Source organism: Thioclava marina (assembly GCF_002020135.1).
Lineage (GTDB): Bacteria > Pseudomonadota > Alphaproteobacteria > Rhodobacterales > Rhodobacteraceae > Thioclava > Thioclava marina.
Genome location: NZ_MPZS01000003.1, coordinates 409,560 through 423,915 on the forward strand (window position 1 = coordinate 409,560; position 14,356 = coordinate 423,915).

A 14,356-nucleotide genomic window follows, 5' to 3' on the forward strand; every position below is an offset into this window, starting at 1 on the left:
TCCATGACAGACAAGGCGCAGGCGCAGACCGTTCTGCGCCTTTCCCACATCACCAAGCGCTTCGGCGCGTTGACGGCCAATGACGATGTGAGCTTCGAGCTGAAGCGGGGCGAGGTGATTGCCCTGCTTGGCGAGAACGGCGCGGGCAAGACCACGCTGATGAACATCCTCTTCGGCCAATACACCGCCGATGCGGGCGAGGTGGAAGTGTTCGGGCAGGTTCTCCCGCCCGGCAATCCGCGCGCGGCTCTGGATGCGGGCGTGGGCATGGTGCACCAGCATTTCACCCTCGCAGGCAACCTGACGGTCTGGGAAAATATCGTGCTGGGCACGCAGGCCCTGGGCGCGCTGCGGCTCGATGCGAAAGCGGCACGGGCGAAGATCAAGGCCCTGTCGACGCGGTTTCATCTCGCCGTCGATCCCGAGGCGAAAGTGGGGCGGCTCTCGGTGGGCGAACGGCAGAGGGTCGAGATCCTCAAGGCGCTCTATCGCGAGGCGCGCATCCTGATCCTGGACGAGCCGACCGCCGTTCTGACGCCGCAGGAAAGCGACGCGCTCTTTGCGACGCTGCGCGAGGCGGTGGGGCAGGGGCTTTCGGTGGTCTTCATCTCGCACAAATTGCACGAGGTCATGGCGATCTCGGATCGCACGGTGGTCCTGCGCCATGGCAAGCTGGTGGCCGAGCACGCGACCGCCGAGACATCGCGCGAGGAACTGGCCGCGCTCATGGTCGGCGGCGAGGTTTCGGCGCCGAAGATCGAGGCGATGCCGCCGGGGCCCGCACTGATGCGGCTTTCCGGCGTCTCGACCAGGGGTGAGGGCCGTGCGCCGGGGCTGCATGCGGCCGATCTGACGCTTCATGCGGGCCAGATCAGCGGGCTCGCGGGCGTGTCAGGCAATGGGCAGAAGGCTCTCTCGGATCTGATTTCGGGGCTGGCCCATCCGGTCGCGGGCAGCTTCGAGATCGCGGGTGAGCCGGTCGCCGACTGGTCGCCGCGCCGCGCTCTGGCCCGTAGGATCGGGCGCATTCCCGAGGACCGCCACCACACTGGCACGATTGCCGATTTCGACCTGACCGAGAACGCGGTTCTCGAGACTTACGCCTCCGATTTCGCCCGTCACGGCTGGATGGACTGGAAGGGCGCGCGGGCGCAAGCCGAGGGGTTGATCGCCACCTACGACGTGCGCTGTCCCGGGCCCGATACGCGCATTCGGCTGCTCTCGGGCGGGAATATGCAGAAACTGATCCTCGGCCGCGTGCTCGAGACCGCGCCACGTATCATCCTCGCCAACCAGCCGGTGCGGGGGCTCGATATCGGGGCGGTGAATTACGTGCACGGACGCCTTGCCGAGGCGCGCGAAAAGGGGGCGGCGGTGCTGCTGATCTCGGAAGATCTCGACGAGATCATGAAGCTTTCGGATGTGATCCACGTGATTTCCGAGGGGCGCCTGAGCCCCGGTTTCGCACGCGGCACGATGCGCGCGGAAGAGCTTGGCCAGTGGATGGCGGGCGAGGGGTTCGCCCCGCTGACGGAGGCCGCCCATGCGTCTTGAACCGATCGCCGACCCAAGCCTTGCGCGCAAGCTCTTGCCGCCGGTGCTCGCCATTGTGGGCAGTTTCCTTGTGGCGAGCCTTCTGGCGCTGATCGCCGGTGGCAATCCCTTCGCGGTCTTCGGGGCCATTATCAAGGGCGCGGTGGGTTCGAAATTCGCGCTGCTGGAGACCCTCAACCGCGCCACACCGCTGATTTTCACCGGGCTCGCGGTCGCGGTGGCCTTCCGCGCGAAGCTCTGGAATATCGGGGCGGAAGCGCAGCTTTACGCGGGCGCGGTTGTGACCGCGGTGCTCGGCACTGGCATGTTGCAATGGCCCGCCGCGCTGCTGTTGCCAACCATCGCGGTGCTGTCGATGCTGGCCGGGGCGCTCTTGCTGCTGGGCCCGGCGCTGCTCAAGACCCGGTTGGGTGTCGATGAAGTCGTCACCACGCTGCTTCTCAATTTCATCTTCCTGCTCTTCGTCAGCTACCTGCTCGAAGGGCCGCTGAAGGATCCCATGGGCATGGGCTGGCCGAAATCGCCGCGCCTGATCCCCGAGGCCCGCCTGCCGCGCATCATCGACGGGTTGCGGCTGCATTGGGGCTTCGTGCTGGCGCTGATCGCGGCGATTGCGCTCTGGGTCATCAACACGCGCACGACCCTTGGTTTCGAGATGCGCGCGGTGGGCCAGAATGCGGAAGCGGCGCGGTTTGCCGGAATGCCGGTGACCGGTGTGATCCTCAAGACCGCGCTTCTGTCGGGCGGTCTGGCCGCGCTTGCGGGTTTTTCCGAGGTGTCGGGGCTGAAGGGCTCGCTCACGCTCGATATCTCGCCCGGCTATGGCTACACCGGGATCGTGGTCGCGATGTTGGCGCTGCTGCATCCGCTGGGGGTCGTGGCGGCGGCGCTGTTCGTCGCGGCGGTCTTCGTGGGGGCTGATGCGATGAGCCGCGCGCTCGATGTGCCGAGCTATCTGGCCGATATCATGCTGGCCTCGGCGCTCCTGATGATGGTGCTGGCGATCCTTCTGACGAAATTCCGCGTGGTGAGGGACTGATGGACATTTTCGAGATCCTCACTTCCGCTGCCTTCTGGGCCGCCGCGATCCGCATCGCCTCGCCGCTGATCTTCGCGACGATGGGCGAGTTGATCTGCGAGCGTGCGGGCGTGCTCAACCTCGGGATCGAGGGGATCATGGTCGCAGGCGCCTTCGCGGGCTGGATCGCGGTCTGGGCGGGTCTGCCGCTTTGGGGGGGCGTCGCAGTGGCCTTCGTGACGGGCATGGCGTTTGGCTTGCTGCACGGGATCTTCTCGGTGCCGTTCGGGTTGTCGCAACACGTGGTGGGGATTGGCGTGACGCTGCTTGCGACCTCGCTGACCTTCTACACCTACCGCGTGGTTTTGCCCGAGGTCTCCTCCCCGCCAAAGATCACGGCCTTTCAGCCGGTCGAGATCCCGCTCCTGTCGAAAATCCCGCTGATCGGGCCTGCGCTGTTCAACCAGACGCCGCTGACCTACGCAGCCTTTATCCTCGTTGGTCTCGTCGCGCTCGTCCTTTACCGCACGCCGCTGGGCCTTGCGGTGCGCGCCGCCGGAGAAAGCCCCTCGGCGGTCGCGGCCCAAGGTCTGTCGGTTACCGCGATCCGCATGGGCGCGGTGATCGTCGGCTCGGGCTTCATGGCGGTGGGAGGCGCGTTCCTGACGCTCTCGGCTTTTGACAGCTTCTTCTTCGACATGGTCAACGGACGCGGGTGGATCTGCATCGCTCTGGTGGTCTTTGGCGCGTGGAAGCCGGGCAAGGCGCTTCTCGGCGCGATCCTCTTTGCCGCCTTCGACGCCTTGCAGATCCGCCTGCAACAAACCACGATCGGCGCAGTGGTGCCCTATCAGCTCTTCCTGATGCTGCCCTATATCCTGTCGATCCTCGCGCTCGTGCTGATGTCGCGCCGCGCCGAGGTGCCTGCGGCCCTGATGGTGCCGTTCAACAAAGGGGAACGTTGATGTTCGATCTTCTCGTCAAGGGCGGTACGTTGCCCGATGGCACCGTCGCCGATATCGCGATCACGGGCGACCGGATCGCCGAGATCGCGCCGAAGATCGAGGGCGAGGCGCGCGAGGTGATCGACGCCTCGGGCGATCTGGTCTCGCCGCCGTTTGTCGATCCGCATTTCCACCTCGACGCCACGCTCAGCTATGGGCTGCCGCGGGTGAATGCCTCGGGTACGCTGCTCGAGGGGATCTCGCTTTGGGGCGAGCTGCGCGAGATCGCGACGGTCGAGGAGATGGTCGAGCGCGCGCTGCAATATTGCGACTGGGCGGCCTCGACGGGGCTCTTGGCGATCCGCAGCCATGTCGATACCACGCCCGATCACCTCAATACCGTGACGGCGATGCTCGAAGTGCGCGAGAAGGTGAAGGATTACATCGACCTGCAACTTGTGGCCTTCCCGCAGGACGGTCTCTATCGCACGCCGACAGGACGCGAGAACCTGATCCGCGCGCTCGACATGGGCGTCGAGGTGGTGGGCGGTATCCCGCATTTCGAGCGCACGATGGCGGATGGGGCCGAGAGCCTCGCCGATCTGTGCGAGATCGCCGCCGAACGGGGCTTGCGCGTCGACATCCATTGCGACGAGACCGACGACCCGATGAGCCGCCATATCGAGACGCTGGCCTTCGAGACCCAGCGGCTGGGCTTGCAGGGAAGGGTGGTCGGCTCGCACCTGACCTCGATGCATTCGATGGACAATTACTATGTCTCGAAACTGCTGCCGTTGATCGCGGAGGCCGGGATTTCGGCGATCCCCAATCCGCTGATCAATATCGTGCTGCAAGGCCGTCACGATACCTTCCCCAAGCGCCGGGGCCTAACGCGGGTGAAGGAGATGCAGTCGATGGGGATCCCAGTGGGGTGGGGGCAGGATTGCGTCCTTGATCCATGGTACAGCCTTGGCACGGCGGACATGCTCGACGTAGCCTTCATGGGGATGCATGTCGCGCAGATGACCCATCCCGAGGAAATGGCGCGCTGCTTCACCATGGTCACCGAGACCAACGCCCGGATCATCGGGCTCGAGGATTACGGGCTGAAGAAAGGGGCGAAAGCCTCGCTGGTGGTTCTGGATGCAGCAAGCCCGGTCGATGCGCTCCGGCTGCGGCCCGCGCGGCTGGCGGTGGTCTCGAAGGGCAAGGTGATCGCGCGCGCACCTCGTGGGGATTCCGGGCTTTCGATCCCCGGTCGCCCGGAAAATGTGCGCCGCCGCGCGCCGCGCCGCTGATCCGCGCGAGAGAGCTTGGCAGCGGCGCGTTTCTCGGCCAGTGTCATTCCCGAGGGCAGGCGATGGCGTCGCCAGCGCAGCTTGCGCGCCCGTTGATCCGTCCTGAACGCCGGGATCTTGCTTTGCCGCTGCCGCGGTGAGGGGAGATCGCCCCTCGCGTGGCCGAGCGGCCTCGTGAAGGAGAGTGTCGATGGACCGTCCCGAATTCTACCGTTTCCATCAGGGCGACCGCGTGTTGCCCTTCGCTTCCGAGGAATATGACGCGCGGCTTGCCGGTCTGCGCGCCGCGATGGAGGCCTCGGGCGTCGAGGCCTGCGTTTTCACCTCGATGCACAACATCGCCTATTACTCGGGCTTTCTCTATTGCAGCTTCGGGCGGCCCTACGGGCTGGTCGTGACCGCGAGTGAGAGCGTCACGATCTCGGCGGGGATCGACGCGGCCCAGCCCTGGCGGCGCTGTCATGGCGACAACATCACCTATACTGATTGGGCGCGGAACAATTACTGGCGCGCGATTGCCTCGGTGATTGGCACGGGCAAGGTTGTGGGGGTCGAGGCCGACCATCTGACGCTGGCGCAGGCGGGGCTCTTGCAGGAGTTCCTCGCCCCCGCCGAAACCCGCGACATCGCGGGCGCGACGATGCGCCAGCGGATGCACAAATCCCCCGCCGAGATCGCGCTGATCCGTCACGGTGCGCAGGTGGCCGATGTCGGCGGTTACGCGATCCGCGAGGCGATCCGCGAAGGCACCCGCGAGATCGACGTGGCGATGGCGGGCCGCGACGCGATGGAGCTGGAGATCGCCAAGCGCTTCCCCGAGGCCGAATATCGCGACACCTGGGTCTGGTTCCAGTCGGGCATCAACACCGACGGCGCGCATAACCCGGTGACGGGGCGGGTGCTGGAGCGCGGCGATATCCTCTCGCTCAACGCCTTCCCGATGATCTCGGGCTATTACACGGCGCTGGAGCGCACGCTCTTCGTGGGCGAGGTCGATGACGCGTCCCTGAAGATCTGGGAGGCCAATGTCGCGGCGCATGAATACGGGATGAGTTTGCTCAGGCCCGGCGCGACCTGCGCGGAAATCACCCAGAAGATCAATGCCTTCTTTGACGAACGTGATCTGCTGCAATACCGCACCTTCGGCTATGGCCACAGCTTCGGGGTGCTGTCGCATTACTACGGGCGCGAGGCGGGGCTGGAGCTGCGCGAGGATATCGACACGGTGCTGGAGCCTGGCATGGTGATCTCGATGGAGCCGATGCTGACGATTCCCGAGGGCCAGCCCGGCGCGGGCGGCTATCGCGAGCACGACATCCTCGTGATTACCGAGGAGGGCAACGAGAATATCACCGGCTATCCCTACGGCCCCGATTTCAACGTCGTCGGCTAAGCCTGCAAGGCGCGGCGCCGTTGGTGCCGCGCCACCAAGGATCCCGCTGAAAAAGTGAAGATCGCCAAAGTGATGTTCACGAAACCTCCCGTGCATGTGAACGCTTGCGAAATGCGACGGCACATGCAAACCTTTGCATCACAGGGGGAGAAAAGAGGCTTTCCGTTTTTGAGGAGAAACGGAGAGTGACCTTATCACCAAGGCTCACAGCCGCGCGATCTCGTTTGAAGGCAAGAATCGCGGTGATCTTTGCTCCCCTTATCGCAGGTGCCGGGCCAACCGGTGTCGCATTCAAACGGGGAGGAACCATGAAACATATCACGAATCGCAGACACGCTCTGCGCACTCTGGCCGCTGCGGGGGCCGCAACGCTCGCCGCACCGCATATCGCAGGGGCGCAGGCCAAGGGCACGACCTGGAAGGTCCAGACCTCGTGGCCCGGCGGTGTCGGGCTTCAGATCTTCAAGGACTGGTGTGCCTCGATCGCCGAGAAGACGGGCGGCGAGCTTGCGTTCCAGCCTTTCGGCGCCAATGACGTCGTGGGTGATTTCCAGCTTTACGACGCGGTGAAGAACGGCGTCCTCGACGCGGTGAACCCGTTCACCATCTACGCGCAGGGCATCATTCCCGCCGCGACCTTCCTGACCTCGATCCCGCTGGGTCTGCGTCAGCCGTCGGAATTCGACACGTTCTACTATGGCCTTGGCGGGCTCGATATCGCACGCGAGCTCTATGCCAAGCAGGGCATGTATTTCGTCGGTCCGATCCACCACGACGCCAATATCATCCACTCGAAGGTTCCGATCCGCTCGATCGACGACTTCCGCGGCCGCAAGATGCGCCTGCCCGGCGGCATGGTTGCCGAAGTGTTCAGCGAAATCGGCGCCGAGACCACCGTTCTTCCGGGCTCGGAGATCTTCCCGGCGCTCGAAAAGGGCACGATCGACGTGGCCGATTACGTGGGTCCTGCGGTGAACTACGCGCTCGGGTTCAGCCAGGTGACCAACTACATCGTCATGGGCCCGCCCGGCTTCATGTCGCTCTACCAGCCGGTCGACATCATGGATCTGACGGTGGGTATGGATGCGTGGAACGCGCTCAGCCCGCAGATGCAGCAGTTCGTCGAGATGGAAACGCATGTCTATTCGGACATGCATTACGCCGCGATCCAGGAAGCCGACCAGGAAGCCTGGAAGAAGTTCGAGGCCGACGGCACCGAGGTCACGCGCCTGAGCCAGGACGATGTTGAACTGATGACCGAAGTCGCAGCGCCGATCTGGTTCAAATACGCGAACCGCGATCCCGACAGCGCGCGCGTCTTCAAGATCCAGCTCGATTACATGATGTCCGGCTCGCTGGGCTACGTGACGCCCGAACTCGTCGACGGGCTCGAGCTGAAACTCTGAGCGGATCTCCATGATCTGAGGACGGGCCCGCCCTTTGGCGCGGGCCCGGTTCAACTTATAGCCGGGCGCGATCCGGCAACAGGGGGTGGGCAATGCCCAATATTGACTTCACTCTACCGCATTGGGCCTATTGGGCGGGTTTGATCCTGTTCCCGCTCATTGCGGCGGCGCTGGCCAATCGGCCGCGCAAGACCGAGCGGCGATATTCGCTTACGCTTGGCTATTTCATTCTGGTGACCGGTGGGATGCTGGGGCTGCATCGCTTCTACGTGAAGAGCCTTCTGGGCTTTCTCTTCATCCCGGTATTCATCGTCATCCTCTATGCGAACTCGCAGGGCCACGAGGCACGCGGGGTTCTCTCGGACATGAACAACGTCGTGCGCGTGGCGGAGCGTTCCCTGAGCCGCGAGACTGAACGGTTCGAAAGCGCGCAGGCGGATCTGCCGCAATTGCGCGCAGAGCTGGCCGCCACCGAAGAGGGCAGTTTCGCCCAGAAGCGCGCACAGCGGAACGTCGACCGGGCCGAAAAGCGGATCGCCGAGGGCGAGGCGCTGATCGAAAAGGCAAAGGCCGATCTCGCCGAGGCGCAGCCCCGGATGGAGACCGCCTCCGCCATGCTCGTGAAATGGCGCAGCATCTCGAAATATGCCTTCTGGGTGCTGTTGGCGGGGATCGTGATTGACGCGCTCCTGATGCCGATGCTGGTGCGCCGCGCCAATGCCACGCTGCCTGAGCACGAAGAGGAAAGCGAGGTCGAACGCCGTCTGGAGGAACTCGAAGAGGCCGAGGGCAAGGAAGACGCCCGCCATGTCTCGCAAGGCTGGACCGGCTGGATCGACCGGCTCTCGCTCAAGGCGGGCGAGTTTGTCAGCTACTGGGCGATCATCGCTGTCTTCGTCTATTATTTCGAGGTCATCAGCCGCTACGTCTTCAACAGTCCGACAAGCTGGGCGCATGAGGCGATGTATCTGATGTTCGGGATGCAATACCTGATCTCGGGCGCCTATGCGATGCTGACCGAGAGCCATGTGCGCGTCGACATCTTCTACGCGCCGCTGTCGAAACCGCGCAAGGCGTGGGTCGATCTGCTCACCTCGGTCTTCTTCTTCATCTTCGCGGGCACCCTGCTGGTGACCTCGTGGATCTTCGCGATGGACGCGATCGCCGTGCCGACGGGCAACGGGCTCATTTCGCAATGGGCACGCGGCGAGATCCCCACGGGCGAGATGCTGGCGAACTGGAACCTCGCGCAGTGGACCGATCCGAATATCCGCTGGGGCGAGATCAGCTTCAACGAATGGGAGGTGCCTCTGTGGCCGATGAAATGGGTCATGGTGATCGGCGCTCTGCTGCTTGTTTTGCAGGGCATTTCGAAATTCGCACAAGATCTGCGGATCGTGATGAGCAGGGGCTGATCAATGGGACTTGATATTGGAATCGAGTGGCTGACACTCATCATGTTCGGCTCGCTGGTCGTCCTGCTGATGGCAGGGCTACCGCTGGCCTTCGTTACGGGCGGTCTGGCCTGTGTCTTCCTGTTCATTCTGGGCGACGAACGCGCGCTCAACATCGTGCCAAGCCGGATCTTCCCGCTGATGACGAATTATCAGCTCTCGGCGATCCCCTTGTTCATCTTCATGGCGTCAATGCTGGAGAGGGCGGGGATCATCAACGAGATGTTCGACGTCATCTACAAGGTGCTGGGCGGGGTGCGCGGCGGTCTGGCCGCGGCCACCATCATCGCCTCGACGGTGCTCGCCGCAATGGTGGGCGTGATCGGCGCCGCGGTGGTGACGATGGGCATAATCGCGCTGCCGGCGATGCTCAAGCGTGGCTATGATCCGAAGATCGCGATGGGCTCGATCATGGCGGGCGGTACGCTCGGCATCCTGATCCCGCCGTCGATCCTCGCGATCATCTACGCGGTCGTGGCCGAGCAATCGGTGGGCGAGCTGTTCATCGGCGCGGTCATTCCGGGCCTGCTGCTCTCGGGCATGTACGTGGCCTATGTGCTTGTCCGTTGCGCGATCAACCCCGAGATGGGGCCGCCGATCCCGATGGAAGAGCGGATCACGGGCCGCGAGAAGATGCGTCTGATGGGCAACATGTCCGCGCCGATCTCGCTGATCGTGATCGTTCTGGGCGTGATCTTCACCGGTGTCGCAACCCCGGTGGAGGCCGCCGGTATCGGCACCTTCGGCGCGATCATCGTGGCGGCGATCCACCGCAAGCTCGACTGGCAGACGATCCGCGAGGCGGCGATCACCACGCTCAAGGCCTCGGCCATGGTGATCTGGATCATGTTCGGCGCGACGATCTTCGTCGGGCTCTACGTGCTCGAAGGCGGACAGCAATTCGTGCAGAACGCGTTGCAGGCGACGGGTCTCGGCCCCTGGGGTATCCTGATCATCATGCAGATCGTCCTGATCATCCTGGGCATGTTCCTCGACTGGGTCGGCATCCTGCTTCTGTGCGTGCCGATCTTCGTGCCGATCATCAGGGCGCTCGGCGCGGAGGCTTTCGGGCTGAGCGATCCGGACGATCTGGTGCTGTGGTTCGGGGTTCTCTACCTGGTGAACATGCAGATGAGCTTCCTCTCGCCGCCCTTCGGCTACGCGCTGTTCTACCTGCGCGGGGTCGCTCCGCCGGAGATCCCGATGGCGGATATCTTCCGCTCGGCGCTGCCCTTCCTGGCGCTTCAGGTGGTCGGTTTGCTGCTGTGCATGTTCTTCCCCGAGATCATCATCTGGCTGCCAAAACTGGTCTACGGTTGATCGGCCGGAAAGGTCTGATCCTTGCCCCGAGGCGCAACCCGCGCCTCGGGGTTTTCTTTTGTTGAAGACGCGCGGCTCGCCGTGCCGGTCCTCTCTGCTTGCGTCGAGACTTCGCAGACGGGGCTTCCGGCCGGGGGGCAGGCGAAATACGCGCGCGCCGGGCTTGTCGCGGACGTGGGCGACCGGGTGGTGTCGAGTAAATGGCAGGCGGCGCTCAACACGCTCGGACAGGATTGCAATCCGAGGCGCGATTTCTTCGTGCTCTGGATCCGCAATCCCGAGGCCGACAGGGCCTGGATCGGCGAGAATGCCTAGCACGGTGGGGCTGCAGGCCGCGCTGGTCGATCCCGCGACCGGCGAGGGCGCCACGCTGGGCGTTCAGGTCACCGGGCGCGCGATCATTCCCGGCAAGCTGACGGCGCGGGATTGGGATCACCTGCCCAAGGCCGAGAATCGCGGTTCTGGGCGCCTGCCGCTCCGCGCTCAACGGCGCGGTCTCGCAGGCGCTGCGGAAGCTGGATGTGGGGAAGTGAGCCCGGGCGGCGCAACCGCCGCCCCAAGCTTTCAGCGTTCGGCGATCTTGCGATATTCCTCGGGTTCGCGATGCTGCGCGAAATCGAAGACATTGCGCCGGATCTCCGAGCAGCGGTCGAGATCTATCCGCGCGGTGATCACCTCGTCGTCCGAACCTTGCGTGCGGGCGAGCACCTCGCCGGTGGGGGCGACGATGATCGAGCCTGCGATCAGCTCGCACCCCTCCTCGAAGCCCGCCTTGGCCACCGCAACCGCCCAGAGCCCGTTCTGATAGCAGCCCGCCTGGATCGACAGCTCGTTGTGGAAATATTGCAGGTGGTCGTGTTCGGGCGCGGGCGGGTAATGCAGGGGCGTGTTATAACCCAGAACCACCAGCTCTGCTCCGTTGAGCCCCAGCATCCGCCAGGTCTCGGGCCAGCGCCGGTCATTGCAGATGCACATGCCGAGTTTGCCGCCGAATGCATCGAATGCGGGAAAGCCCAGATCACCCTTTTCGAAATAGTATTTCTCGAGATGCTGGAAGGGCCGCCAATCCTGCCGGTCGCGATGGCCGGGCAGGTGGATCTTGCGATATTTGCCCAGGATCGCGCCATCGGGGCCGACGAGGATCGCCGTGTTGAAATGGCGTCCCTCGGGGGTCAGCTCGGCATAGCCGAGGTGAAAGCCGATCCCCAGTTCCACCGCCAGATCGAAAAGCGGCTGCGTGTCGGGCCCGGGCATTTCGGTCTCGAACCAGCGGTCGATCTCGTCCTGGTTCTCGGGCCACCAGCGCGGGAAGAAGGTGGTCAGCGCCAGTTCCGGAAAGACCACGAGTTCCGCACCACGCGCCTTCGCCTCGCGCATCATGGCGCAAAGCCGCGCGACGACGGAGGGACGGGTCTCTTCCTTGGCGATCGGGCCGAGCTGGGCGCCCGCGACGATGAAACTGCGGCTCATGATTTGCCTCCTGCGAGATCGAGCACGACGTCGAGCAGCACCTGCGCGCCCGCGACGAGGTCCTGCACCTCGGTATGTTCGTTGATATTGTGGCTGAGCCCGTCCTTCGAGGGCACGAAGGTCATCGCGGTCGGGCAGGCGGGCGCGAACATCTGCGCGTCATGCCCTGCGCCCGAAGGCATCCGTTTCACGCTGAGTTGGCGTGCGTTGGCGGCGGCCTCGACGCGGTCGATTACCTGAGGCGCGAACGCGACCGGGTCGAACCGGGCGAGGCTGCGCCGCGCAATCGTGCAGCCATGCGCGCTCGCGGCCTCTTCGGCGGCGCTTTGCAACCGTGCTTCGGCCTGTTTGAGCAGGTCGTTGTCGGTGTTGCGCAGATCGACGGTCAGTCGCGCTTTCTCGGGCACGACGTTGACCAGCGCGGGCGAAAGCTCGAACACCCCCACGGTCGCGACCTGTGGCGGGCCGAGATCGGCGGCGATCTCATGCGCGGCCAGAGCGATTTTCGCAGCCACAACGCCCGCGTCGTGGCGCAGCGCCATCGGCGTGGTCCCTGCGTGGTTCGACTGCCCCGAGATCGTGTATTCGGTCCAGGAAATCCCCTGCACGCCAGTCACGGCCCCGATGCGGATCCCTTCGCGTTCAAGGACCGGGCCCTGTTCGATATGCAGCTCCAGATAGGCTGCGGGCGTCACCGGCATGTCGCTGCCGCGATAGCCGATCCGGTCGAGTTCTTCTCCGAAGATCGCCGAGCCATCGGTCGCGACGGTCGCCAGCATCTCCTCGCGGTCGAGCGCGCCCGTGTAGACGCCGGACCCCATCATGTCGGGGGCAAAGCGCGCGCCTTCCTCGTTGGTGAAGGCGGCCACGGCCAGAGGCGCATGGGTGGTGATGCCCGCTTCATTGAGCGCCGCGATCACCTCGAGCCCCGCCAGCACGCCAAGCGCCCCGTCATAAAGCCCGCCCGTCGCCACCGTGTCGATATGCGACCCCATCATCACAGGCGCGCCATCGACTAACCCTTTGCGCAGCCCCCAGATATTGCCGATCGCGTCGATCGAGACGGTCAGCCCGAGGGCCTCCATCTGTGCCACCAGCCAGTCGCGCCCGGCGCGGTCGGTATCGGTGAGCGCGAGGCGACAGACCCCGCCGCCCGACAGCGCGCCGACGCGGCCCAGACCGGCGACCCGGTCGAGAAGACGGCTAGAGGAAATTTCCGGTCCGCTCATGCTTGCGCCCTCACGGCCCCGGCGCTCATGCCGACGAGTTCTTCATAAAGGGCCGGATCGGTATCGCCTTCGGTCCCGAACACGACGACGCGCGAGGTCTCGTCAAGTTCGAGGGCCGCGCGGGCTTCGGGGACCGTCATCGCGGCGGCCAGCCCCGCAAGACCTGCCACGGCGGACTCGCCCGCCACGATCGGCGGATCGCCGGGCAGCGGATGGGCGAGACGGCGCATCTCGGCCACGGCGGCGGCATCGGTCAGCGCCATCACCGCATCGGCGTGATCCTTCAGGATCTCCCAGGCGAGCGCGGAGACCTCGCCACAGGCCAGCCCCGCCATCAGCGTATCGAGATCGCCCTCGACCGCGACCGGCTCGCCCGCGCGCAAGCTGTCGAGCCAGCAGGCCGACTGGTCGGGATCGCACAGGACGATCCTGGGACGTGCCGCGCCCCAGCGGCGCACGGCCTGCGCGGCGACCGCAGCGGCCATCCCGCCCACGCCGGTTTGCAGGAAAACATGGGTGGGGGGCTGATCGAGCGCATCGAAGGCCTCCGCCGCCATCACCTCATAGCCCTGCATCACGTCCTTGGGCACCTCCATGTAGCCCGGATAGGAGGTGTCGGAGACCACGAACCAGCCTTCGCGCGTTGCGGTCTCCTGCGCCTCGCGAACGCTATCGTCGTAATTGCCCGCACAACGGCGCACCTCGGCACCATAGGCTTCGATCGCGGTCTTGCGGCCGTCGGAGACGGTGGCGTGAATGAAGATCACGCAGTTGCAGCCGAAGCTCTGCGCCCCCCAGGCGACCGAGCGGCCGTGATTACCGTCGGTGGCGCAGCAGACGGTGATCTCGCGGGCCTGAGGGATCGCGCGGGAGGTGATCTCTTCCATCGAAACGGGGCGGCCCAGCCGCTTGCCGAGTTCCGATTGCAGCAGTCGCGCCACCGCGTAAGCGCCGCCGAGCGCCTTGAAACTGCCCAGACCGAAGCGCCCGCCCTCATCCTTGTAATGAATCGCGGCAACGCCAAGATCGGCGGCCAGCGCGGGCAGGGCATGCAGCGGCGTCGGGGCATAGCCCGGCCAGCCCGAGATCGTCGCGCGCGCAGCGGCGAGGCCCGCATCGCTCAGGATCGCATCCTGCGCGGGGCTCCAGTTTCCGTCGCTGCGAGCTTCGGGGTTGAGCAGCAGGGTAAAGGCCGCGTCCGTTCCCGGCGCGTGGTGGAGTTCGGTGGACATCAGTAAACCTTTGGATATGTCGAGCCCGCTCAGTCTGG

Annotated in this window: 12 protein-coding genes; 9 read left to right on the plus strand and 3 right to left on the minus strand. The window is 65.0% G+C overall.

Annotation, left to right across the window (positions count from 1 at the left end; genetic code table 11):
• The first annotated feature begins 3 nt into the window (after window positions 1-3).
• The 9 genes from BMG00_RS16220 to BMG00_RS16260 all read left to right on the plus strand — a co-directional run bounded on the left by BMG00_RS16220 (window position 4) and on the right by BMG00_RS16260 (window position 10,702).
• Entirely contained in the window at window positions 4-1,554 is a 1,551-nt protein-coding gene (locus BMG00_RS16220; RefSeq protein ID WP_078575059.1) for an ABC transporter ATP-binding protein, read from the plus strand.
• On the plus strand, window positions 1,544-2,593 hold the full coding sequence (locus BMG00_RS16225; RefSeq protein WP_078575061.1) for an ABC transporter permease: 1,050 nt from the start codon (window positions 1,544-1,546) through the stop codon (window positions 2,591-2,593). The genes BMG00_RS16220 and BMG00_RS16225 overlap by 11 nt, the downstream gene beginning before the upstream one ends.
• Window positions 2,593-3,537 (plus strand): ABC transporter permease, encoded by a 945-nt coding sequence (locus BMG00_RS16230; RefSeq protein WP_078575065.1) that lies wholly within the window; start codon window positions 2,593-2,595, stop codon window positions 3,535-3,537. Before BMG00_RS16225 ends, BMG00_RS16230 begins: the two co-directional genes overlap by 1 nt.
• Complete coding sequence (locus BMG00_RS16235) at window positions 3,537-4,814, plus strand: amidohydrolase family protein (RefSeq protein ID WP_078575067.1); 1,278 nt, start codon at window positions 3,537-3,539, stop codon at window positions 4,812-4,814. The genes BMG00_RS16230 and BMG00_RS16235 overlap by 1 nt, the downstream gene beginning before the upstream one ends.
• 190 nt (window positions 4,815-5,004) lie before the next feature.
• Window positions 5,005-6,207: a M24 family metallopeptidase gene (locus tag BMG00_RS16240; protein ID WP_078575069.1), complete on the plus strand. Its 1,203-nt coding sequence runs from the start codon at window positions 5,005-5,007 to the stop codon at window positions 6,205-6,207.
• A 308-nt stretch (window positions 6,208-6,515) separates the two neighbouring features.
• On the plus strand, window positions 6,516-7,613 hold the full coding sequence (dctP, locus tag BMG00_RS16245; protein WP_078530273.1) for a TRAP transporter substrate-binding protein DctP: 1,098 nt from the start codon (window positions 6,516-6,518) through the stop codon (window positions 7,611-7,613).
• 92 nt (window positions 7,614-7,705) lie between these two features.
• Window positions 7,706-9,028 (plus strand): TRAP transporter small permease subunit, encoded by a 1,323-nt coding sequence (locus tag BMG00_RS16250; protein ID WP_078530274.1) that lies wholly within the window; start codon window positions 7,706-7,708, stop codon window positions 9,026-9,028.
• Window positions 9,029-9,031: 3 nt separating this feature from the next.
• Window positions 9,032-10,387 carry a TRAP transporter large permease gene (locus BMG00_RS16255; RefSeq protein WP_078530275.1) on the plus strand — a complete coding sequence of 452 codons (1,356 nt, stop codon included), beginning with the start codon at window positions 9,032-9,034 and terminating at the stop codon, window positions 10,385-10,387.
• An 81-nt stretch (window positions 10,388-10,468) separates the two neighbouring features.
• The gene (locus BMG00_RS16260; protein ID WP_146642677.1) at window positions 10,469-10,702 is read left to right on the plus strand and encodes a hypothetical protein; all 234 of its coding nucleotides are present in this window, start codon (window positions 10,469-10,471) and stop codon (window positions 10,700-10,702) included.
• A 249-nt stretch (window positions 10,703-10,951) separates the two neighbouring features.
• On the opposite strand, the gene BMG00_RS16265 is transcribed toward BMG00_RS16260, so the two are convergent.
• The 3 genes from BMG00_RS16265 to BMG00_RS16275 are packed head-to-tail and all read right to left on the minus strand — an operon-like array spanning window position 10,952 to window position 14,318.
• Entirely contained in the window at window positions 10,952-11,857 is a 906-nt protein-coding gene (locus BMG00_RS16265) for an N-carbamoyl-D-amino-acid hydrolase (RefSeq protein WP_078575075.1), read from the minus strand.
• Window positions 11,854-13,086 carry a Zn-dependent hydrolase gene (locus BMG00_RS16270; RefSeq protein ID WP_078575077.1) on the minus strand — a complete coding sequence of 411 codons (1,233 nt, stop codon included), beginning with the start codon at window positions 13,084-13,086 and terminating at the stop codon, window positions 11,854-11,856. Before BMG00_RS16270 ends, BMG00_RS16265 begins: the two co-directional genes overlap by 4 nt.
• A complete protein-coding gene (locus tag BMG00_RS16275) occupies window positions 13,083-14,318 on the minus strand; it encodes a diaminopropionate ammonia-lyase (RefSeq protein WP_078575080.1) in 1,236 nt (411 codons plus the stop codon). The genes BMG00_RS16270 and BMG00_RS16275 overlap by 4 nt, the downstream gene beginning before the upstream one ends.
• Window positions 14,319-14,356 lie beyond the last annotated feature (38 nt).